Annotated in this window: 22 protein-coding genes; 12 read left to right on the top strand and 10 right to left on the bottom strand. The window is 62.4% G+C overall.

Annotation, left to right across the window (positions count from 1 at the left end; genetic code table 11):
- Positions 1-65: 65 nt before the first annotated feature.
- Positions 66-677, bottom strand: a complete 612-nt coding sequence (locus V1278_RS10365) for a TetR/AcrR family transcriptional regulator (RefSeq protein WP_334380627.1) — start codon at positions 675-677, stop codon at positions 66-68.
- 120 nt (positions 678-797) lie between these two features.
- On the opposite strand from V1278_RS10365, the gene V1278_RS10360 reads away from it, so the two are divergent.
- Both V1278_RS10360 and V1278_RS10355 read left to right on the top strand, forming a co-directional pair.
- Positions 798-1,286: a tautomerase family protein gene (locus V1278_RS10360; protein WP_334364741.1), complete on the top strand. Its 489-nt coding sequence runs from the start codon at positions 798-800 to the stop codon at positions 1,284-1,286.
- Positions 1,287-1,336: 50 nt separating this feature from the next.
- On the top strand, positions 1,337-2,116 hold the full coding sequence (locus V1278_RS10355; protein WP_334380626.1) for a crotonase/enoyl-CoA hydratase family protein: 780 nt from the start codon (positions 1,337-1,339) through the stop codon (positions 2,114-2,116).
- Between the two features lie 19 nt (positions 2,117-2,135).
- Here V1278_RS10355 and V1278_RS10350 read toward each other — a convergent pair whose 3' ends face one another.
- Positions 2,136-3,062, bottom strand: coding sequence for a LysR family transcriptional regulator (locus V1278_RS10350; RefSeq protein WP_334380625.1), 927 nt, complete (start codon positions 3,060-3,062; stop codon positions 2,136-2,138).
- Between the two features lie 89 nt (positions 3,063-3,151).
- Here V1278_RS10350 and V1278_RS10345 point away from each other — a divergent pair, with 89 nt between their 5' ends.
- Entirely contained in the window at positions 3,152-3,589 is a 438-nt protein-coding gene (locus tag V1278_RS10345) for a cupin domain-containing protein (protein WP_334380624.1), read from the top strand.
- 52 nt (positions 3,590-3,641) lie between these two features.
- On the opposite strand, the gene V1278_RS10340 is transcribed toward V1278_RS10345, so the two are convergent.
- On the bottom strand, positions 3,642-3,920 hold the full coding sequence (locus V1278_RS10340; protein ID WP_213289204.1) for a DUF1488 family protein: 279 nt from the start codon (positions 3,918-3,920) through the stop codon (positions 3,642-3,644).
- 169 nt (positions 3,921-4,089) lie between these two features.
- Between V1278_RS10340 and V1278_RS10335 the strand changes: the two genes are divergently transcribed.
- Positions 4,090-4,494, top strand: a complete 405-nt coding sequence (locus V1278_RS10335; protein ID WP_334364746.1) for a DUF4864 domain-containing protein — start codon at positions 4,090-4,092, stop codon at positions 4,492-4,494.
- A 3-nt stretch (positions 4,495-4,497) separates the two neighbouring features.
- Here V1278_RS10335 and V1278_RS10330 read toward each other — a convergent pair whose 3' ends face one another.
- The gene (locus tag V1278_RS10330; protein ID WP_442893773.1) at positions 4,498-5,697 is read right to left on the bottom strand and encodes an MFS transporter; all 1,200 of its coding nucleotides are present in this window, start codon (positions 5,695-5,697) and stop codon (positions 4,498-4,500) included.
- Between the two features lie 166 nt (positions 5,698-5,863).
- Between V1278_RS10330 and V1278_RS10325 the strand changes: the two genes are divergently transcribed.
- Positions 5,864-6,319 carry a hypothetical protein gene (locus tag V1278_RS10325; RefSeq protein ID WP_334380623.1) on the top strand — a complete coding sequence of 152 codons (456 nt, stop codon included), beginning with the start codon at positions 5,864-5,866 and terminating at the stop codon, positions 6,317-6,319.
- A gap of 9 nt (positions 6,320-6,328) precedes the next feature.
- Here V1278_RS10325 and V1278_RS10320 read toward each other — a convergent pair whose 3' ends face one another.
- Complete coding sequence (locus tag V1278_RS10320; protein ID WP_334380622.1) at positions 6,329-6,469, bottom strand: hypothetical protein; 141 nt, start codon at positions 6,467-6,469, stop codon at positions 6,329-6,331.
- Between V1278_RS10320 and V1278_RS10315 the strand changes: the two genes are divergently transcribed.
- Positions 6,456-6,917: a cupredoxin domain-containing protein gene (locus V1278_RS10315; protein ID WP_334380621.1), complete on the top strand. Its 462-nt coding sequence runs from the start codon at positions 6,456-6,458 to the stop codon at positions 6,915-6,917. The genes V1278_RS10320 and V1278_RS10315 overlap by 14 nt on opposite strands.
- Positions 6,918-7,190: 273 nt before the next feature.
- Positions 7,191-8,264, top strand: a complete 1,074-nt coding sequence (locus tag V1278_RS10310) for an AI-2E family transporter (protein ID WP_334364750.1) — start codon at positions 7,191-7,193, stop codon at positions 8,262-8,264.
- 123 nt (positions 8,265-8,387) lie between these two features.
- Here the strand turns inward: V1278_RS10310 and V1278_RS10305 are convergent, their stop codons facing one another.
- On the bottom strand, positions 8,388-9,230 hold the full coding sequence (locus V1278_RS10305; protein ID WP_334380620.1) for a GNAT family N-acetyltransferase: 843 nt from the start codon (positions 9,228-9,230) through the stop codon (positions 8,388-8,390).
- Positions 9,231-9,485: 255 nt separating this feature from the next.
- Between V1278_RS10305 and V1278_RS10300 the strand changes: the two genes are divergently transcribed.
- From V1278_RS10300 to V1278_RS10290, 3 genes are all read left to right on the top strand, one after another.
- Positions 9,486-9,902 carry a hypothetical protein gene (locus tag V1278_RS10300; RefSeq protein WP_334380619.1) on the top strand — a complete coding sequence of 139 codons (417 nt, stop codon included), beginning with the start codon at positions 9,486-9,488 and terminating at the stop codon, positions 9,900-9,902.
- Between the two features lie 734 nt (positions 9,903-10,636).
- Positions 10,637-10,825 (top strand): hypothetical protein, encoded by a 189-nt coding sequence (locus V1278_RS10295; RefSeq protein ID WP_082637412.1) that lies wholly within the window; start codon positions 10,637-10,639, stop codon positions 10,823-10,825.
- Positions 10,822-11,226 (top strand): hypothetical protein, encoded by a 405-nt coding sequence (locus V1278_RS10290; protein WP_334380618.1) that lies wholly within the window; start codon positions 10,822-10,824, stop codon positions 11,224-11,226. The genes V1278_RS10295 and V1278_RS10290 overlap by 4 nt, the downstream gene beginning before the upstream one ends.
- 521 nt (positions 11,227-11,747) lie before the next feature.
- Here V1278_RS10290 and V1278_RS10285 read toward each other — a convergent pair.
- The 3 genes from V1278_RS10285 to V1278_RS10275 form a co-directional block, all read right to left on the bottom strand.
- A complete protein-coding gene (locus V1278_RS10285; RefSeq protein WP_334380617.1) occupies positions 11,748-12,350 on the bottom strand; it encodes a hypothetical protein in 603 nt (200 codons plus the stop codon).
- A 355-nt stretch (positions 12,351-12,705) separates the two neighbouring features.
- Positions 12,706-13,056: a DUF6665 family protein gene (locus V1278_RS10280; RefSeq protein ID WP_334364755.1), complete on the bottom strand. Its 351-nt coding sequence runs from the start codon at positions 13,054-13,056 to the stop codon at positions 12,706-12,708.
- A 45-nt stretch (positions 13,057-13,101) separates the two neighbouring features.
- Positions 13,102-14,250 carry an OpgC domain-containing protein gene (locus tag V1278_RS10275; protein ID WP_334380616.1) on the bottom strand — a complete coding sequence of 383 codons (1,149 nt, stop codon included), beginning with the start codon at positions 14,248-14,250 and terminating at the stop codon, positions 13,102-13,104.
- A 529-nt stretch (positions 14,251-14,779) separates the two neighbouring features.
- Here V1278_RS10275 and V1278_RS10270 point away from each other — a divergent pair.
- On the top strand, positions 14,780-18,118 hold the full coding sequence (locus tag V1278_RS10270; protein WP_334380615.1) for an adenylate/guanylate cyclase domain-containing protein: 3,339 nt from the start codon (positions 14,780-14,782) through the stop codon (positions 18,116-18,118).
- A gap of 198 nt (positions 18,119-18,316) precedes the next feature.
- Here the strand turns inward: V1278_RS10270 and V1278_RS10265 are convergent, their stop codons facing one another.
- The gene (locus V1278_RS10265; RefSeq protein ID WP_334380614.1) at positions 18,317-19,309 is read right to left on the bottom strand and encodes a LysR family transcriptional regulator; all 993 of its coding nucleotides are present in this window, start codon (positions 19,307-19,309) and stop codon (positions 18,317-18,319) included.
- A 93-nt stretch (positions 19,310-19,402) separates the two neighbouring features.
- On the opposite strand from V1278_RS10265, the gene V1278_RS10260 reads away from it, so the two are divergent.
- Positions 19,403-19,966: a YybH family protein gene (locus V1278_RS10260; RefSeq protein WP_334380613.1), complete on the top strand. Its 564-nt coding sequence runs from the start codon at positions 19,403-19,405 to the stop codon at positions 19,964-19,966.
- Positions 19,967-19,997: the final 31 nt, after the last annotated feature.

Genomic DNA, 19,997 nt, shown 5'->3' with positions numbered 1-19,997 from the left:
GTCTGCCATGAGTACACGCGACAGGCATTGGCAGCAATCGCCTGAAGCATTGCGATCCGCGCCTTCTACTTCGGCAGCGCGCTCAACAACACCAGTTCCAGTTCCTGCCTGACATCATCAAGCGGCTGGGCGCTGCGCGCGGCGCGGCACATCGCGACCGTTCCCTCCGTCGATGCGATGACGAGCGCCGCCAGCCGCCGCGCGCGCGCAGGCGCCACGCCCTCGCGGCACAACGCCGTGAGCATGATGCGCTGCCAGTCGGCAAACACGCCGTCGGCGAGATCGAGCAGATGGCGTTGGGCGGCTTCGTCAGGTTCGCCGCCCTTCTCGGTCGCATCGTTGACATATTGCTCGACCGCGACTGCGAGCACTGGACAACCGGCCTGAAATTTCGACTTCTCCAGCGTCTGACGCCACAGCGCGATGAAGGTGCGCAGACCCGCAATCGCGCCGCGCGACTGCGTCAGTTGCTCCAGCGGCCCGCTGACCTGCTTGCCCGCAAATACCAGCGCGTCCTCGATTAACTGCTGCTTGCCCCGCGGAAAGTGATGACCAATCGAACCGCGCGGCGTGCCGGTGTGGCGGACCACCTCGCGCATGCTGGTGGCGTTGACGCCGCGGCGGCTCATCAGGTTGGCGGCCCCTGCCACCATTTTTGCGCGGGTATCCGACGTCATCGCGAATCTTCCTTCGTCCGCATGACCGCATGCTAGATTATGACGCTTGACATAGCCAGCTCAATGTGAAGTTATGACGTTCGTCATAGTCAGAAGAATGCCGACGCGAGGAGACGCGCAATGACGTTTATCCATGTGATGACGCCGCAGGGACGGTTGAACGCCGATCAGCGGCGGGTGCTGGCAAAAACGCTGACGGACGCCGTCCTCGTGCCGGAGGTCGGCAAGCTGACGCCCGAAGCGCGCCGCGGCTATCAGGTCCATTTCGTCGAGCGCCCGCTCGACATGATCGCGCACGGCGGGGAATTGCTCTCGGACAAGCCCAGCGACGTGATGGTACTCGACGTCGTGGTGATGGACTGCTGCTGGACGCGCGAGGATCGCGCCACCGTCATCCGCAATATACACGCCGCGCTTGCGGACGCCTGCGGGATGAAGACGCCCTCGCCGGGCTGGTGGATCAATTTCCGTATCATCGAGGAAGGAAGCTGGGGTTCGCGCGGCGGCGTGCTGTCGTTCCTCGACCTGCTCGACCATGGCGCATCGCACTTTTCGCCGGAACGCGCCGCGTCAATCCGCACCGCACTCGCCGTCAAATACGAGCGATAGACACGCGCGTCTTGCACTGCATTTTTAGAACAATCAGGACGGAGGAGATCATGAGCGCCGAAGGAACAATCCGCACCGAAATCCACGATCGCATCTTCAAGATCATCATCGACAACCCGGCCAAGAAGAACGCGTTCTCGCCCGCCATGATGGAGCAATTGTCGGACGCGCTGACGGAGCTCCACAACAACGACAGCTATTGGGTCGGCGTCATCTGCGCCGAAGGCAAGGATTTCACCGCCGGCCTCGACATGCCGAAATTCTTCGGCCCCAACGCCGAGAAGCGGAATGTTAGGGAGGGCAATGTCGACGTCTTCGGCCTGCAGAAGCGCTGCAAGAAGCCGATCGTGTCAGCGGTGCAGGGCATCGTGTTCACCATCGGCATCGAGCTGATGCTGGCCGGCGACATCGTCGTCGCCGCCGACGACGCCCGCTTCTGCCAGATGGAATCCAGGCGCGGCATCGCCCCGCTTGGAGGTGCACATTTCCGCTTCCTGTCGCGCACCGGCTGGGGCAACGCGATGTATCATCTGTTCCTGTGCGATGAATTCAGCGCAGCGCGCGCCCGCGAGATCGGGCTGGTCCAGGAAGTCGTGCCGGCCGGCCAGCAAATCGAGCGGGCGATGGCGCTCGCCAGGATCATTGCCGGCAATGCGCCGCTCGGCATTCAGGTCACCAAGGAGGCGGCGCTTAAATATGTCGAGCACGGCGAGGAGGCCGCCATCGCCTACATTCCAAAAGTCCGCGAGCGCGTGCTCAACAGCGCCGATGCGAGCGAGGGCATTCAATCCTTCATCGAGCGTCGCGCTGCGGTGTTTCAGGGCAGGTAGGCGCGGGGCTGCCCGCCTCTCATCCTGTCAGGATCGATTTCAACGAGTCGCGTTCTTCCACGATGAAGTCGAAGAACGCCGCGATCCGCGGGACGCGCCTGATATCCGGGTGGGCCAGGAGCCGCCAGCTTCGGGTCAATTCAGGAATGGGCCCGAGCACGCGAACCAGATCCGGCTCCGCATCGCCGAGCGCCGTCGGCAGCGGACCGAGGCCGACGCCGGATTTCACGGCCGAGACCAGCCCGAGCACGCTGTTGTTGCGCACCGGCATGGGGGCGCCGGGCGCCACTTCCTTCAGCCATTTGGCGGCGCGGTGGTTGGCGAGCGTCTCATCGAAACCGACGAGAAGGTGACGCGACAGATCCTCGGTCCGTTCGGGCTTGCCGTGGCGCTCAATGTATCCAAGGCTGGCATACACCGCCCAGACCGAGTCGGCGATCTTGCGGCCCACCAGCTCGTCGTCGGTATCGCCTGAGCGAAACGCAACATCCACCTCGCCCTTCGACAAATCAAGATAGCGGTCGCTGGTGATAAATTCGACGCGAAGCTGCGGGTAACGGGCATGGAAGCGGTCGATCAGCGTTGACTGGGTCATGCGATAGACGATCGGCTCGGGACAGGTGACGCGGATCACGCCCTTTAGTTCCTGCTCGACGTCGGTTGCCCGCCTTTGGAAATCATCGACCGCCGCCTCGATGCGCTCGGCATATTTCAAGAGCGTGTTGCCGTATTCGGTCAGGCGATAGCCGGTGTTCTGCCGCGTCACCAGGGCGCGCCCTAGTCTGCGTTCGAGTTCTTCGAGGCGGCGGTGCACCGTCGACTGGCTGGTGCCGAGCGCCTTGCCGGCCGCGATCGTGCTGCCGTGACGCGCCACCGCGAGAAAGTATTTCAGATCGTTCCAGTCGAACATTCGCCCATTATGCACTTCTGCGGCGGGGTTTCGCAATCTTGCGGCTCCCGCGGCAGGGCGGCGGCCCGTAGGCTTCTTCGCGCCGAAACACCGCGCGGTACCTGACCGACACAAGGAGCGAAAACATGCGCAGCCATTTCATCCCGGCCATTTTCCTTCTCACCGGCCTCGGCGCTGGCCTCGACAATCCCGCATCGGCGCAGCAGCAAGGAGCGCCTGCGCCGAATATCGCCAAGCCGAATATGGTGCTGCAACAGATCGTCGAGGGATTGCCAAAGGATGACAAGCAAACCGTGCGGGTGATGACCGCAACGTTCAAGCCGGGCGACAAGACCGTGTATCACACCCATCGCTTTCCAGTGACGGTCTACGTCCTCGAAGGCGCCTTCACGCTCGAACTCGAAGGCCGTCCACCGCTTAACGTCAAGGCCGGCGAAGCGATGGTCGAACCGCCGAACGTGCCCATGACCGGCTATAACCGCAGCGCCACCGAGCCGACCAAGGTGGTTATCTTCTATGTCAGCGCGAATGACACGCCGTTCCTGGACTTGCATTCGCACTAAGCGGCCAGCCATCGCGGCGACGACATTGCCTGGAGCAGGGTCAGCAATAGAGCTAGCCGCGAAAATCGATGCTGCGCAGGATGATGCCGGGCGGGGTCCCCTCGAACTCCCCCGCTTCGAACTTGCGCGACGCGCATTGTTCGATGCGGTCGCGCAACCGAAGGAATTGTTCTTCGCGCTGGCTGGTCGCCGTGCGCGAGGCATGCTCCAGCGCATCCATCGCGGAGGCGCTGACCGCGCAGGGTATTTCCCTCGGGCCGTCCATCATGGAAAACAGCAGCACCATGCGGTCGAACTCGTAACCGCCAATGTTTCCGCGTGCGAGTGTCATCGGGTATTCCTCCCCGAGAGAAACGATAATTGAGAAACGACAATTGCCTTGGCTTGTTCCTTATCTCGCCTGACGCTTACGCGAATAGTACTTCCGCCCGCGTGCCGGCGGGTATAAATTTCCGCGTGTCTGCACCGCGGCAAGCACCGCCAGTCCGGGGGCATTTTGCATGCGCGCTCTTGCTCTGGTTCTCGCTTTCCTGATCGGGTTGGGCACCCCTGCCCTCGCCGACGACGTCGCTACTGCCCAGAGCGTGATCCGCGCGCAGGAGCAGGCGTTCATCCGCGACGACGCCGCGGCCGCCTATTCCCATGCCGCGCCCGAGATCAGGCAGATATTTCCTCAGGCCGATATCTTCATGCAGATGGTCCGGCAGGGCTACGCGCCCGTCTATCGCCACAAGAGTTTCGAATTCGGCGAGGCGCGTTCAGCCAATGGCCGGATCGCGCAGCGCGTCCATATCGTCGACGACAATGGTGAGGCCTGGGAGGCGATGTACACGCTGGAGCAGCAGCCGGACGGCAGCCTGAAGATCACGGGCTGTTCGCTGCTGAAAGCGGGACAGGCGGTATGACGCTCACGCCATCGCCAGCCGTTGCCGTGCCCGCATCAGCAGCAGCACCATGATCCCGATGTTGAGCGCGTTCCACGCCAGCCCATTGGCGAACGCGGCGCCGTAGGAGCCGGTGGCGTCGAAGATCGCGCCCGAGATCCAGCCGCCGAACGACATGCCGAACACGGAAGCAAAGATCACGATGCCGACGCGGGTCGCCGCTTCGGAGGCCGGCATCGCCTCGCGCACGATGATCGCATAACTCGGCACGATGCCGCCCTGGAACAGGCCGAACATCGCCGAGATAATATAGAGTGAGGTCAGGCTGTCGAAGAACAGGTAGAACAACAGCGCCGTGCCCTGCGCGAACGACCCGATCAAAAGCGTGCGGATGCCGCCGATCTTGTCGGCGAGAAAGCCGCTTCCGATCCGGCTGATGATGCCGAAGCCCAGCATCAGCGACAGCATTTCCGCGCCGCGCGCCACGCCATAGCCGAGGTCGCCGCAATAGGCGACGATGTGCACCTGCGGCATCGACATCGCCACGCAGCAGGCAATCGCGGCGAGCGACAGAATCGCCGTCAGCGCGTTGGTGGAGAGTTTTAGATCGACGCGCGGCGGCGCCGCGTTGTCGTGGTCGCGCTGGCCTCCCGCGCCCATCAGCATCCGCAAGCCGATCAGCGCCAGCGTCATCGCTACCGCCGTGAAGATGCCGATCGCGATATGACTGGTGCGCCAGCCGAGCTGCTCGATGCCGAAATTCACCAGCGGCGGCCAGATCGTGCCGCCGATGTAATTGCCACTAGCGGCAATCGCGACCGCGAGCCCCCGATAGCGGTCGAACCAGTGCGAGGCCTCCGCCATCAGCGGGCCGAAGGTGGCGGACGAGGACAGCCCGATCGCGAAATGCACCAGGATAAAGTGCCAGATCGAGGTCGACATTCCCGCGACGACATAGCCGAGGCCCAAAATGCCGATGCCGAGCCCGATCGCGGTGACGATGCCGTAGCGGTCGGTGATCTTGCCGGTCAGCACCCCGCCGGAACCGAACCCGAGCATCACCATGGTAAAGGCCAGCGACGCGGTGCCGCGGCTCGCGGCAAACTCCGTCTGCACCACCGGCAGCGCGACCACCACCGACCACATGCCGACGCTGCCGAGCGAGCCGATCAGCACGGCCACGGCAAGCCGGATCCACGCCCGGCGCGAATCGAGAACGAACAGGTCGGAATCTCGGGAAAGCTCAGAAGAAATCACCACGGCAGGCGGAGCTTCGGGGTCAAATCGCCCAAGGTCAAGCCACAATGCCGCGATGTTAGGCATGCAGTTGTGGGGGGCAACGCCCCTTCATTGCCTTGGCGGAATCGTCCGTCGGTCCTACCTTCCCATCATGTTCGTCCGCCTGACGAGACCTGCGCGTGTCAAAGCGGGGTGGTTCGCCGCCCTGCTCTACCTGTTTTGCGTGCTCGCGCCGGGCGTGGCGCTGGCGCTCGGCGATGCCGCGTCCTGCCTTATGCACCAGCCCGGAACGGCGGGTGCCGCTCATTTCCATGACGGTGCGCAGCCGGAGCATGTCGCCGCGCGTCAGCATCACGAGATGCAGACCGATCAGCACGCGATGGATCACGCCGATGCCGGCGACGTGATGCCCGTGCCTGCCAAGCATCAGCATGACGGCAAGGGCTCTGCGGGACCGTGCTGCGCCACGCTCTGCGTGTGCGCGATCGCGGCCGATCCGCCTGCCGTCGCAAAGCCCTCGCAGCCGATGTCGATCTGCGCCTCCAAGAACGTCCAGCGCCTGCCCGGTGAGGCGCCGCCGCGACACTTCCGTCCCCCCATCGCCTGATCTCTGACGTCACGACATGGGCAGCCGCGCGAGTGAAGCGCGCATGCCCATGGCTTGTTGCAAGATCATGGATTCAGCCTGGCGGCCCGCGCCTCGCGGCCGCGCTTCGCTGACAAGGAAACAGGAAAGAACAGAGATGAAGAACATCATGACGGCCGGCCTCGCATTGATCGCCGTTTCGGCATGGATGCCACTGGCATTCGGCCATGACAAGCACGCCCACGAAACCTATTCGGCGGGCGAGCCCGGCGACCCCAAAAAACCCGCGCGCACCGTCGAGGTCGACATGAGCGAGATGAAATATGCGCCCTCGAGCATCGAGGTGAAGCGCGGCGAGCAGATCCGCTTCGTGATCCGCAATGTCGGCGAGGATGACCACGAATTCCTGCTCGCCACCACGGAAGAAAACCTCAAGCATGCCGAGGACATGCAGAAGCACCCGCATATGGAGCACGAGGAGCCGAACGCGGTGCGGCTCACGCCGAAAAAATCGGCCGAGATCGTCTGGAAGTTCACCAAACCGGGCACGTTCGAATATTCGTGCCTGATCCCCGGCCACCGCGAGAACGGCATGATCGGCAGGGTGACAGTGAAGTAGCGGCGACGAGACGGACACCGCTAATCAGAGGATGGGCACTGCGCCATGCGCTTTGCTCATCCTCCAATTCCTGCCAGACCTCATCCTAAGGAGCGCGCCTTCGCGCGTCTCGAAGGATGAATGGCACCCCAGCCGGGCCACATGGTTCGAGACGACGCTTTCGCGCCTCCTCACCATGAGGGTTCAATGGTTGCTGCATTTCCTTTTCATCGTGGCCGTGCGACAAGCACCGAACGGCCGCGCGGCCATATGGAAGGAACCAGCGAGACGCCCGTGCGACGAATTGACGAACAGGTTTTCCGCCTCCTGCTGCTTGCCGTTACGCTGGCTTTCGCCTGGGTGGTTCTGCAGCCGTTTTACGGCGCCGTGCTGTGGGCGATCATTATCGCCGTCATCTTTGCGCCGGTTAACCGCGCGCTCCTGCGGTCGATGCCCGGCAGGCCGAACCTCGCGGCGCTGGTGACCGTCCTGCTCATCATCGCGATGGTGATCCTGCCGCTCGCCATCGTTGCGGCCTCGCTGGTCCGCGAAGCCACCAGCCTGTTCGGCAAAATCCAGTCGGGCGAATATGATCTCGCCGGCTACGTCCAGCGCATCTTCGATGCGCTGCCGGCCTGGGTGATCGGCTGGCTCGAGCGGCTTAACCTGACCAACCTTTCAGGGCTTCGCGAGACCTTGTCGTCCAGCCTGATGAAGGGCGGCCAGATCCTGGCGCCGCAGGCGCTCAGCATCGGCGTGAACACGTTCGAGTTCGTGATCGGCCTCGGCATCATGCTGTACCTGATGTTCTTCCTGATGCGTGACGGGCGAGTGCTGGCTGATCGGATCAAGGAGGCCGTTCCGCTCGGCGCCGACCACAAGACCGCGCTGTTCAGCCGCTTTGCCGACGTCGTTCGCGCCACCGTCAAGGGCGGTGTTCTGGTAGCCATTGCGCAAGGCGCGCTCGGCGGCCTGGCGTTCTGGTTCCTCGGCGTTCACGCGCCGCTGTTGTGGGCGGTGCTGATGGCGTTCCTGTCGCTGGTGCCGGCGATCGGGGCCGGCCTGGTGTGGCTCCCCGTCGCGATTTACTTTCTCGCCACCGGCGCGATCTGGCAGGGCCTCGGGTTGATCGCGTATGGCGTGCTGGTCATCGGCCTCGTGGATAATGTGCTGCGCCCCTTCCTGGTCGGCAAGGACACCAAGCTACCGGACTATGTCGTGCTGATCTCGACGCTCGGCGGCATCGACGTCTTCGGCCTCAACGGTTTCGTCATCGGTCCGCTGATCGCCGCGATCTTCATGGTGAGCTGGGAGATTTTTTCGGCGTCCCGGCGCGCGTCACGGGATGAGCGGGTGAGCGACCGGTAGTATTCGCTTCAAGGCGATGCGTACTCCATCGTCATTGCGAGCGAAGCGAAGCAATCCATTTCTCCGCACGGGGATAGATGGATTGCTTCGTCGCTCCGCTCCTCGCAATGACGGTTGTATCCCCTATCCCAGCTCAAAGCTGGTCACCCCGAACACCCGCTCCAGCCGCAGCGGCGGGATTGCGCCGGTATACATACGCGCCGTCTCGAACACCGGCGCGAGCCCAAAACCTTCCGCCAGCGCAACCGCGTCGCGGTTGATGCTGGGCACGTCCAGAAAAATCTCGCCGCCGCCCACCTTGGCGAGCAAAGCGGACAATACCGCTTCGGCCGTAGCGCGGTCGTCGGCCACCAGCGGCCCGATCTTAAAACCCTTCCGGCACGGCCGGATCACACCCCAACCCACAAGCCGTCCATCGCGCACGACCGCGCACCCGACATGTCCGGGCGAGCCAATCCAGGTCCGCAGGAACGCCGGCCGTCGCGCGGGAAACACCGTTGCGTCGTCTGCTTCCACGTCAGCCAGCGGAACTTCGCTCAGGTCAATCACCCCGGCCTGCGGCACACTCCGCGCCGCGACCATGCCGCCATAGCGGACGTTGGCGTAAGCAAGCTGAAAGCCGGACTTCCTGTAATTGTCCTGCTGCGCCGTCACGCCATCGAGTCCGATCACGCGCGCGCCGGCATGCGCGATGGCCGCATTCCACATCCGCAAGCCGTAACCTTTGCCGCGCAAATCTGCCCGCACGATGTAAAAGCCGAGAAAGGAAAAGCTCGCTTCATAATTGACGCAGGAAATGGTCGCGACAGGCGCACCATCGATCTCGCCGATGAAAAAGCCTTCCGGATCGACAGACGCAAAGCAGGCGTCGTCGGCAAGACCTGGATTCCAGCCTTCAGCCGCGGCCCAGTCGATTGCAATCGATATCTCGTCGGGCCGCATCGTGCGGATGGTGAAGTCGTTCATAAAAGCAATCCTCGAGCCGTCATTGCGAGGAGCCAACGGGTCGCAATGACGCTGCTATGCTGGGCATTCACATTCAACTGCCAGACTGCGTGATTGCGATCGCATCACGCAGTGTTCTCCAACTCGTGATGCGAATGTGTGCGCAGTCCAGAAATGGCACACTTCTTCGCGCAAAATATCATTGCGCAGCTCGATTTGTTTAGCGAAAATTAACCACGCTGGCTGGCGCGGCTTGAGTAGTTGGAGGCTTCACACATGTACCGATCATCGCTCACGCTGGCTTTCGTCGTCCTGTGTTCCGGGGCCGCCGCGGCCAGCGATCTGTCGTCATCCGTCTACGTCGCGCCAGGCGGAATCTACGCGCCTTCCGCAAACATCAATGTGCGCCCGCGACCGGCTTATCGGCCGTACGCGGAACCCGGTTACCAATATCGCTCTTACGGTGTGCCGGACCCCGCATATCGCGCACCGGCAGCGGTCTATGGCGAGTACGGAACGCCCTACCCCGCGCAGCCCGTCTACGTCGAACGTGCGCCAGTCTATCGCGAACGCTACTACGCGCAGGAATACGACTATGCGGGCGAATACGCGCCGCGGCCGCCGCTGCCTGTGCCGTATCGTGCCCGAGCGCGATGCGACGACGGCTATGGCGGGTGGAGCTATTGCGATTGAGCCGCCCGCTCGCGCGGGATCGTAGTGCGGTGGTGCGCCTACATTCCTGTTGCGCAACCTATCGGCTAACGCACGGCCAACATTTGCCATGACCGGGTGGGATGCGCGCAGCATCCCGGCGTCAGCCCGGTGTGAGCGTCAGGCTGTATCTGCTGCAGCAAGGGCCTTAGCTCCGTCAGGAGTTGAGGCCCTTATTTTCAATGCATGTGGACGAATGCCGGCGAAGTGCTTCCGGTAACTTCCGGCCAGTCGTCGGACACGCGCCAAGCTGCCACTCCGACGCACACGGTGAGCATCAGGGACATCACGAGCAGAAGCATAAAGGAAAACTGGCTCAACTTCCTTGCCCCGCAAACCAGACTCAAATTTCGAGGAAGCCAGCACGGACTGCCGAGTCGCACAATGCAGTTCGCTGACCTAAGCGGAGTTTTCCCCACGCAGGATTTCTTGGCGCACATCCGAGTTCAGAAGACAGTCACTCACGGCCGGAGGCGGTCCGATCTTTCCATCTCGCCGCAAGATAGCGGCTTGAAAGATCGCAACCACAACCATCGCGGCCGCAATCCGTCTGCGCCCAGTAGACAAGTTCCATCCACATAGTTCGGCAGGGCTCCTGCCAAACATTGAAATAAAAATTGATGGAACTCTGAAGAAAAAACGTGGAGAAACCCAAATGGGGTCTTGATTTGCCTTCTTTCTTTTAGCGGGGGCGCTGTGAGTAACGAGTAACGCGTATGACTGATCAACAATTGGCTATTCGGGCGATTGGCGAGGCGCAACTCATACTGGAAGAATACCTGCAACCCCGGCCGCAGAACAGTGAGCGTATCCTCGACAAATTGGTAGAAGTTCTCGAACGTCCCGATGTGATGGCTGCTGTGAGCCGCTTGCAGCAACGTAGTTGCTTCGAGCCACGCAAATGAGCAAGCAGCCCTCATCAATGGCTCTGACGGCTTTCGTTGCTGCGCTGTTGTTGTTGGGGATTCCAGGTGCGGAAGCGAAACAGGAATGCAGCGCCGCGGCGCCGTCAAATCCGAATGGAAAATGGTGGTCGTATCGTCTCATCGACGGACGAAAATGCTGGTACGAAGGCAAGCCGGGGCTTTCGAAAGCCTTGCTGGAGTGGCCCAAGGGCGTGGCCGCGCAACCGTCGCTCAAGGACGTTGTGACAAAGCGTTTCAATCCACAAGACGCGCAAGCGTGGGTACCGAAAGAAGCCGTGCAAGCGTGGGCACCGGAGGAAGCCGTGCAAGCCCGGGCGCCGAATTACGTTCCTGACACTTTTGATGAGTTATGGAGCGGAAGGATCTGGCTTTTAGATTAGAAAATTGACGGTGCGCTTGGTTCTTGGCTTCGGCTTTTGTGCTCACTGACGTCGGTTGTCGAGTTAACGCTGATTTCAGCCGGTCGCCTGCCGTTCTCACGACAACTCGCGCTTGTTTTGATCGAAGGCCGACCCGGACGCGTTCTTGGAACCAGTGTGCGCTTCGTCTTGCGTGAGTCGCCCTTAGAGGAGGGTGCGGTGAGTAACGTACGAGATGCGAGCGACGCCGGGCGGTGCCAGCCGCCTCAACATCCAACTTGCAATCATTGCGGCGGCATAGCGCGGCCCGTGGTGATCCTCGACAGTCGCCAGGGCAAGAGCTTTCGCCTCCTCCGCTGCCTTAGCTGCGAGAAAACGGATTGGGCTGAAGAGCAGTAGCCGTTGCAATCGAGAGCACGGTCGTGGCTACCAGTAGTCGGACATCGACTAGAAGCATCCAGGCCAATGCGCGATGCTATAGGGAGCTGAAAGTCAGGGAGATTACTTGGCCACTGCCTGCATAGGACAGCCACTGCTCCCGATTAATCGCGCAACAGCACGGCCTCCCGAAGGGTCCGGCTCGAGGCCAAGACGGAGGCGAGCCCCAGCGCCATCAGCAGCGCGCCAAGCCAGGTTGCCATCCAGCCCCAGCCGTCATCAGCCGCCTCGGCGATCGGAGAGGCGACCGGTGCGGCCGGAGGCACGGAGACCGCAACCGCCTCGCTTGGCGCCGGTTGGGCTGCCAGAAGTGTCTCCGCGTCGAGCCGGCGCGGCGTGGGGTGGTCAGGCGTGAGCTGATCGGTCGCGCGGTTGGCGACGGTTGCCGGCGTCACGAAGGCTGCGGCCGCCGTAGCCGGGACGGAAGCGGCATCGACCATCTTGGGCTCGGGCGCGGGTGGCGTCGGCTGAGACGTTTCCGCCGGTGCGGAGCGCAGCAGCTCTGCACGCGCATCCATGACCGCCTTCTGCTTGGTCCGCGCGGCCTCATTCTCCTCGGCAGTGGCGACACGAGGCTTCGCGACGCGATGACGAACCTGCTTCACCGTCGCGGCCCCCTCGGCAGCCTGGAACCAGCATTTGCGGCGCCCCTCAGTACGATAGACCCAGCGCTGACCTTCCGCCGTCGACGTACCGGGTCGTGGCAAGCACTCGCTTTCCTTTTCCGCGGGAGCAGGCGCAGGGGCTGTCTGCGGAGGAGAGACATTGAACAAGTCTGCAAGCGGATTCGAAGATGCAGGCGAAGTCGGGAGACTTGCGAGAAGGACAATAGCGGCGGTGCAAGATCGCAAATGACCGGACATAGGAACCCCGAAGTTGCGCCCCCTTGGAAACGACCTTTGGCCGTGACCTGGGTCACAATAGGGCTCAAATCCGGCAAGGCGGTGGATTCATTCTGGCCTGGAAAACGAGATCGGGGCGCGAGTGCCGGGCAGCCGCACGAACGTCCGAGGCCGCTTCTTACTCATCTCGAACTCGATGGGTCGGTCGAAACTCAGCAAGTCATGTTGCTGACAGCATCGATGTGGCAGGGACTACCCCCATGCACTGCTGCACCTCGTTCGGCACGTTGTAGTCGCGCATGACAGGGCGGCTGTCGCGCAAGCCACACGCCTCTCGCTGCACCACGAACATCCAGAGCGCGTGGCCTGCCTCCGTCACCAGCAGGCGCCGTGCCTGCTGCGCTGACGCCGGCGCGCCCGAGCGTGGTTGGGTGGCATCGAACTCCCGCAGCCTGGCGAGGGCCGCTTCCAGCGCTCGCCCCATCCGTCCAAGCGCAACGGCCTGGTCCTGGGCGATCTCATAGTTGAGAACGTCGACGGGAGTGCGATCAAGGCGAAAATCGCGGGACATGGGGAATGTATAGCGCCACATGGATCGCATGTGCAACGATGCGCGTTACTGTTGCGATCGCTGCCTGGGTTTGATGCTGATCGAGCTTAGCAGTGTTGCGGTCACGATCATCGCTGCGATGCCAGCGATACTCAATGCTATCTGCATCGCAAGTCCGTCCGAGATGTTGAGCAGCGCCGCGTAGCTGGCGAACGTCAAGAGAACGCCGACGCAATAGATTGGCAGCGAGTTCTGGCCACAGAGGATCGCGCCGCGCATCACCGGCGTCGTCAGCCCTCGCCACTTGCGGGGCACGAGCCATGACGCCAAAACCGCAAGGGCCAAAAAATGCAGCAGTCGCAATGGATCGAGATTCGATTTGTCCAATGGATAAAATAGTTTCGCCAGCGCCTGCGGGATCAGTGCTTCCAGCGGCTTGATGCGCCAGCTCAATGCGATGACCAGGGTGAAGAGCAGATACAGGATGGCAAGCACAAGCGTCGTGCGTGACGTCACCCACGGCTGGTGTCTCTTGACGTCGATCATCCACCACGCGCCAAGCACGAACAGCAATTGCCAGGCCAGCGGATTGAAGGCCCAGTGGCCGTTTGGCCAGGCCGGGACGGTCCAGCCAAAGACATGCACCAGCACATAAAGCGCCAGCGAGGCGCCAAGCGTTGCATTCGGCGCTCGCAGCAGCAGCCACAGCAGCGGCGCGAACAGGAGGTGAAGAAGCACGAAGACCGACAACACGTCGGTATTGACCGGACGGTATTGCAGGATCGCCGCGCGCGCGAACGTTGCGCCCGGATGGTCCAACAAGATACGCGTATTGCTCTCGTCAGCAATACGGCCCGTGCCTGCGAGGTGAACCAGGATGGCGCAGGCGAGCGTGAGCAGCAGAAATGCGACATAAATGTCCCAGCTTCGCCGCAGCGTTCGGCTGATCACTCCGGTCCAGCCCTCGCAGCGCCATGCTTTGCCGTAAGCCAGCGCGCAGGTTACGCCCGAGACGAACATGAACACTTCCGCGGCATCGCTGAAGCCGTAGTTCCGCAGCGTCAGCCAAGCTCCGATGTTGTTGGGAACATGGTCAAGAAAGATGAACCACAGCGCGATGCCTCGGCAGGCATCTATTCGCAGGTCGCGGTCGTGGTCTCTCAGCTCCGGCAGCTCGCCGACCACGAACTTGGGGATGGTAATTCGGTCGTGCATCTGGATCGTCCCGAGGCCAGCAAAATGGACCTGCCGCTCGAGCTCCTGGTGTGAGCTCGTTCACCATTAAGGGCTTATTTTTTCAGGCGAATCTGCGCGCGAGCGTTGAGCCTTGCCGGCTTTGCACGTGATCATTTGAGCCACGTGATTTAAGGCCGCCCGTCCTTCGGCGCTTCGCGAGGTCCGTCCGATGTCGGCTGTTAGAGAAGAGGTAGACTAGGTTTCGCGTGGTCAGGCAGTACGTGGGATGGGTGGAGCGCCGAGGTTCTTCGAACGTATGGATCATTGAGCTGGCGACCGGTTTCTAAGAAACACACGTCTGAAAAAGCTCAAGCGTTGCAGCAGAGCTGAAAGGGAACGCTCGCGTAGACGAGACGCCCGGGAGCGTCGTTTGCGATCGTCACAACCCTGCGTACAAAATCGCTTCAGTATTGCGACGCGATGCCTCGTCTTTGGCCGAGCGCGGAGAGCTGGCCTCCAGCCAGACCTTCGTCTACACTGCCGCCCTGTTCCGAGCTGGAGGGCGAGCATGGAGTGCCCAAGCTGCGGAAGCACCAATCAGGGTGGCAACCGATTCTGCGGGAACTGCGGCGCGCCGCTGCCGCAGCGTTGCGGCGCCTGCGGTCGCAAGAATCCGATCGGCAATAGCTACTGTGGTTTCTGTGGCGCTCCTTTGACCAGTGCCGCTCCTCTGGAACGAGCCGAAAATGCGGCTGCCAAGCCGGCATTAGCCGGTGCCGAACGCCGGCGTCTCACTGTCATGTTCTGCGATCTCGTCGGCTCGACCGCGATTGCGTCTCGGCTTGATCCGGAAGACCTGCGCGAGGTGCTCAGCAGCTACCACAAAGACGTTGCGAGGATGGTGGGGAAGTTCGATGGCTTCGTAGCCAAGTATATGGGCGACGGAGTTTTGGTCTACTTCGGCTACCCGCAGGCGCATGAGGACGACGCAGAGCGAGCTGTTCGCGCCGGCCTGCAGATTGTGACAATGGCGCGGTCAGCGCCGGCTGCGCCCGGCGGCAGACTGGCGGTCCGTGTGGGTATTGCCACGGGTCTTGTCGTCGTCGGTGATCTCATCGGCGCCGGAGAATCCCAGGAGCGCGGTGTAGTGGGCGAGACGCCAAATCTTGCGGCGCGACTGCAAACTTTGGCGGAGCCGGACAGCGTCGTGATAGACGCGAACACGCACAGGCTGACGAGCGGGATCTTCGAATATGACGAACTCGGCATGGTCGAGCTAAAGGGCTTTGCTGAGCCTGTGCGTGCGTGGTGCGTGCAACGAGAGAGCACGATCGAAAGCCGATTCGAAGCACTGCATCCGGCGACCGCTCTCACGCCACTTGTTGGGCGTGAGGAAGAGATCGAGCTGCTGGTCGAGCGCTGGATACAGGCAAGATCCGGTGCGGGCCAGGTGATCCTGCTCTCCGGCGAGCCTGGCATTGGCAAGTCGCGCCTGACCGCTGCCCTCCTGGAGCGGGTGCGTGGTGAGCCCCACGTCCGGCTGAGCTGTTCGTGCTCGGCGCACCACCAGGATAGCGCGCTGCACCCGACGATCGTGCAACTCGAACACGCGGCAGGTTTCGAGCGGGGCGATACACCAAAGATGAAGCTTCGCAAGATCGAGGCACTGCTCTCGCCGACTTCGTCGACGATTGCGGGTCTGCCGCTTATCGCCGAGTTGCTACACATTCCTGCTGACGATCTGTACTCACCGAGCGTGCTAAATCCGCAGCGCAAAAAAGAGGAGACATTCGAGCTGTTGCTCCACCAGCTCGTCGTCCTCGCGCAGAGCCAGCCGGTATTGTTGGTCTACGAGGACGTCCATTGGATCGACCCCAGCTCACGCGAGTTCCTCGATCGCGTGGTCGATCGCGTCGCAGACCTGCCTGTGCTGTTGCTGATTACATTCCGGCCCGAGTTTCAGGCGCCATGGATCGGGCAGTCACACGTCACGATGCTCGCCCTCAGCCGCCTCGACCGGCGCCAGGGTGCGACCCTCGTGCAGTGTGTCGCAGGCGGCAAAGCGCTCCCCGGGCATACAGCGGAAGAGATCATCGAGCGCAGCGACGGTGTGCCACTTTTCATCGAGGAATTGACGAAGGCTGTCGTAGAAGCGCAAGCCAGTCGACATAACGGCGTAGATGCGAGCGCGGCAACGTCGCGATCGGCGCTAACCGTACCCGCAACCCTCCACGCCTCGTTGTTGGCTCGGCTTGACCGACTCGGGCCAGGTCCGAAGAAAATGGCGCAAATCGGAGCGGCCATTGGCCGCGAGTTTTCATACGAACTGCTCGCGGCTGTCGTTGCCTTCACCGAGAGGGAGGCACAAGACAGCTTGGCGCGGCTTGTCCATTCGGAACTGGTGTTCCAGTACGGCACGCCGCCGGAGGCCGCCTATAGCTTCAAACACGCTCTGGTGCAGGATGCGGCGTACAGCACGCTGCTCCGCAGCGATCGACAGCGGTTGCACGCGCGCATCGCCGGTGCCCTCAAGGGGGATTTCCCGGACCGCGTGGCGCGCGAGCCCGAGCTACTGGCGCACCACTATACTGAAGCCTGCCAAATTGAACGTGCCGTCGGCTATTGGCTGAAAGCAGGCGAAAGCGCTGCCCAACGTTCGGCCAATCTCGAAGCAATCCGGCATCTCACCCGAGGGTTGGAGGCGCTGAACACGCTACCGGAAAATTTCGAGCGGGATCGGCAGGAGCTCGCTTTTCAGATCGCGATCGGTACTCCCATGATCGCCGTATACGGCTATTCCGCCCCACAGACAGGCGCCGCCTATGGCCGTGCACGCGCGCTTTGCGAACGTCTCGGCGAGGCCGAGCCTCTCGTCGCGACCCTCAGCGGTGAGTTCGTCTATTACTTCGTGCGGGGCGATTATTCCGCGATGCGGCGATTAACCGACGAGGCCTGTCGTGTAGCGGAGCGCCTTCCAAGCCCGCTTATCCGTCTTGCCAGTCACCGCTTGGCCGGGATCACGGCCATGCACTTCGGCGAGTTTGCCGAGGCACGGTCCGAATTTGAGGCGATCTTGCGCCTCTACGACGCACGCCGGCATCGATCACAACCGGTGCACTACGTTCACGACCCGAAAGTGTCGGCTCTCACCTATCTTGCACCCGTCCTCTGGATTCTGGGCTTTCCCGAGCAAGCGCGCCGCTCGAGTACCGCAGCGTTCCACTGCGCCGCGGAGTTGGACCAGGCCAACCTCACGGCGCATGTCCACAATTTCGCTGGCGCGGGTTTGGACGAACTGCTCGGCGATGTCTCAGGCGTGAAAGCCCATGCCGAAGCGATCATTGAACTGGCCGATCGGCACAGCCTTGGCTATTGGCGCGTGAATGGGTTGATTCTTCGCGGCTGGGCTATGGTACAGCAGGGCGCCCCAGAGTCGGGTATCGCGCTCATGTGTGAGAATACCGAGCGCCGCGCGGCTCTCGGCGTCAGTTGGTATCAAGCCCGGTATCTCTGCATGCTCGCCGCGGCCTATGCGCAAGTCGGCCAGGCCGAACCAGGGCTACGGATCGTTGCGGAGGTGGAGTACCTCATCGCCAACAATCACGAACACATGTGGGAGGGCGAAGTTACACGCATCAAGGGGGAGCTCATGCGGGTGCAAGGGAGATCAGCCTCCGAGATCGAAGCCTGCCTTGCGCGAGCTATGACAATAACGCGCGCACAAGGCGCCAAGTCGCTCGAGCTCCGCGCCGCCCGCAGCTTGGCGCGCCTGTGGTGTGATTTGGGGCGGCGCAAGGATGCCTGCGCGCTGCTCGCACCGCTCTTTAGCTGGTTTACTGAGGGCTTCGAGACCGCGGATCTGAAAGCCACAAAGGTATTACTCGACGAGTTGACCTGCGGCGCATGAGCGATTTTGCGCGGTTCTCCCTCGTACAGCAAGCGTAGCCCGATGAGCGGAGCGACATCCGGGTTGGTTATGCCGAGTCCCGCATATTGCTTTGCTTGTGCGCGCTACTTGCACCCCAAGTTCTGGAGACAACATCAGGTCAGAGTCACCGAAGCCGTTCCACTGAACGGGTGTCACCGTAAATTCGCAGCTTCCAGGTCAACACGGCTTGCGACGCCTCCGTTCTTGCCTCGAGCGCGAACCGGTGCTCGTACTTATGCAGCTCGCCAACGTCTCGAACAGCCAAGCGAGGCCGGCATCGGCCATCGCGGCCTGCGATGCGACGAGGCGTATCGGATCGGGCCGCCAGGGCAACGGCACCGGGCGCACCACCAGATTGAACCGCGCGGCGTGGTACTCGACCAGCCTTCGCGGCAAGGTCGCAACCAGATCGCTTTCGGCGAGTTGAACCAGCGCCATCATGAAATTCGGAACCGTCAGCGCCACGCGCCGCGAATGCCCCCGCTCGGCAAGCATGGCATCGACGACTCCCTGCGCATCGCCGATAGCCGAAACCAGCATGTGCCGTGCCTTCAGGTATGCTGCCAGGTTTGGTGCGCGCGCCAGTGGATGACCTTTTCGCATGGCGACGACGAAGTCTTCCTCGAACAGCAACCGCTCGGCGAAACGGGGCGGCAACGGGCCGATCGGGAGTATTGCAAGATCGAGCCGGTGGGAGTCGAGCTCCGTGAGTGTGGTTTGCCAGACTTGGCTCGTCGGCTTGCCGTGATGTTGCGGCATGAGCTGCAGCAACCGGATGTCGACACCCGGCGCCTCGCGGGCCAAGCGGGAAACGAGAGGGCCGAGGAAGATGGCCGCCAATGCATCAGGCGCACCGATGGTAAAGCATCGCCGCGTGCCTCCGGGGTCGAACGGCCCGGCCATCGACATGATTCCATCGACACGCGCGAGAGCCTCAGCAACTGGACCGGCAAGTGCGAGGGCACGGTCCGTAGGCTTCACGCCACCGGGCGTCTTGAGGAACAGCGGATCATGCAGGAGATGCCGCAGCCGGCGCAGCCCATGGCTGACGGCCGAGGGTGTGAGATTGAGTCTTTCCGCCGCGCGCGCGACATGACCCTCCTCGAGCACGGTGCTGAACAACACCAGGAGACTGAGATCGATGCGCAGGAGCTGAGCCGGCTTCAGCATGGTGCTGAGACTTTATCACTGGCTTCACGATACCCAAAGGGTCATCTAGCGCCTCGCTCATCACACGGGTTCGTTCAACACTGGGGTGCTTACATGTCGAAGAAATCACCGATGACGTCCGGCGCGGGCTCGCCTCCGGCGTTATCCCGGCGTCGCGCCATCCCGGCGATGGCGGGTCTGCCGCTCGCAGCAGCGCAGCCGGCCGCGGCAGAAGATGCGGTCGCCAAGCTGATCAAGCATTCCGAAGTGTCGAACGCGGCGCTGATGCGGGGAGACGCAGAGACTTACCGAACGATGATCGCCATCACCGACGATTTCACATTGATGTCTCCGTTCGGCGGGCCACCCTCGCACGGCTCGCAGTATACGTCCGAGACCTGGGACAGGGTGGGACGGTTCTTCAAGAACGGCACCCACAAGCAGGAGGTCGTCCAATCCTATGGCTCGGCCGACATGGTGGTTCTCGCGCTGATCGAACGGGACCATGTCGAGGTCGGGGAGCTGCCCGCACAGGAATGGGCGTTGCGCGTTACGCTCGTCTATCGGCGGGACGGGACCGAGTGGCACCTGGTGCATCGCCACGCCGACCCGCTCGCCCATGGCATCAGCCTGCAGCAATCGGCGGCACTCGCGCGCGGCCCTGGCATGAAGGAATGACTTCAATCGGCTGGCGCGAAGCGTAGCTCCG

Origin of the sequence: Bradyrhizobium sp. AZCC 1577 (genome assembly GCF_036924575.1) — a bacterium.
Classification (GTDB): Bacteria; Pseudomonadota; Alphaproteobacteria; order Rhizobiales; family Xanthobacteraceae; genus Bradyrhizobium.
Note: the sequence above shows the minus strand (reverse complement) of the source record. Positions and strands in the feature narration are given on the sequence as shown.

Coding starts and splice junctions, on each gene's coding strand:
- V1278_RS10365 (WP_334380627.1), bottom strand. CDS start 677: ATGACGTCGGATACCCGCGCAAAAATGGTGGCAGGGGCCGCCAACCTG.
- V1278_RS10360 (WP_334364741.1), top strand. CDS start 798: ATGACGTTTATCCATGTGATGACGCCGCAGGGACGGTTGAACGCCGAT.
- V1278_RS10355 (WP_334380626.1), top strand. CDS start 1,337: ATGAGCGCCGAAGGAACAATCCGCACCGAAATCCACGATCGCATCTTC.
- V1278_RS10345 (WP_334380624.1), top strand. CDS start 3,152: ATGCGCAGCCATTTCATCCCGGCCATTTTCCTTCTCACCGGCCTCGGC.
- V1278_RS10340 (WP_213289204.1), bottom strand. CDS start 3,920: ATGACACTCGCACGCGGAAACATTGGCGGTTACGAGTTCGACCGCATG.
- V1278_RS10335 (WP_334364746.1), top strand. CDS start 4,090: ATGCGCGCTCTTGCTCTGGTTCTCGCTTTCCTGATCGGGTTGGGCACC.
- V1278_RS10325 (WP_334380623.1), top strand. CDS start 5,864: ATGTTCGTCCGCCTGACGAGACCTGCGCGTGTCAAAGCGGGGTGGTTC.
- V1278_RS10315 (WP_334380621.1), top strand. CDS start 6,456: ATGAAGAACATCATGACGGCCGGCCTCGCATTGATCGCCGTTTCGGCA.
- V1278_RS10320 (WP_334380622.1), bottom strand. CDS start 6,469: ATGATGTTCTTCATCTCTGTTCTTTCCTGTTTCCTTGTCAGCGAAGCG.
- V1278_RS10305 (WP_334380620.1), bottom strand. CDS start 9,230: ATGAACGACTTCACCATCCGCACGATGCGGCCCGACGAGATATCGATT.
- V1278_RS10300 (WP_334380619.1), top strand. CDS start 9,486: ATGTACCGATCATCGCTCACGCTGGCTTTCGTCGTCCTGTGTTCCGGG.
- V1278_RS10295 (WP_082637412.1), top strand. CDS start 10,637: ATGACTGATCAACAATTGGCTATTCGGGCGATTGGCGAGGCGCAACTC.
- V1278_RS10290 (WP_334380618.1), top strand. CDS start 10,822: ATGAGCAAGCAGCCCTCATCAATGGCTCTGACGGCTTTCGTTGCTGCG.
- V1278_RS10280 (WP_334364755.1), bottom strand. CDS start 13,056: ATGTCCCGCGATTTTCGCCTTGATCGCACTCCCGTCGACGTTCTCAAC.
- V1278_RS10275 (WP_334380616.1), bottom strand. CDS start 14,250: ATGCACGACCGAATTACCATCCCCAAGTTCGTGGTCGGCGAGCTGCCG.
- V1278_RS10270 (WP_334380615.1), top strand. CDS start 14,780: ATGGAGTGCCCAAGCTGCGGAAGCACCAATCAGGGTGGCAACCGATTC.
- V1278_RS10265 (WP_334380614.1), bottom strand. CDS start 19,309: ATGCTGAAGCCGGCTCAGCTCCTGCGCATCGATCTCAGTCTCCTGGTG.
- V1278_RS10260 (WP_334380613.1), top strand. CDS start 19,403: ATGTCGAAGAAATCACCGATGACGTCCGGCGCGGGCTCGCCTCCGGCG.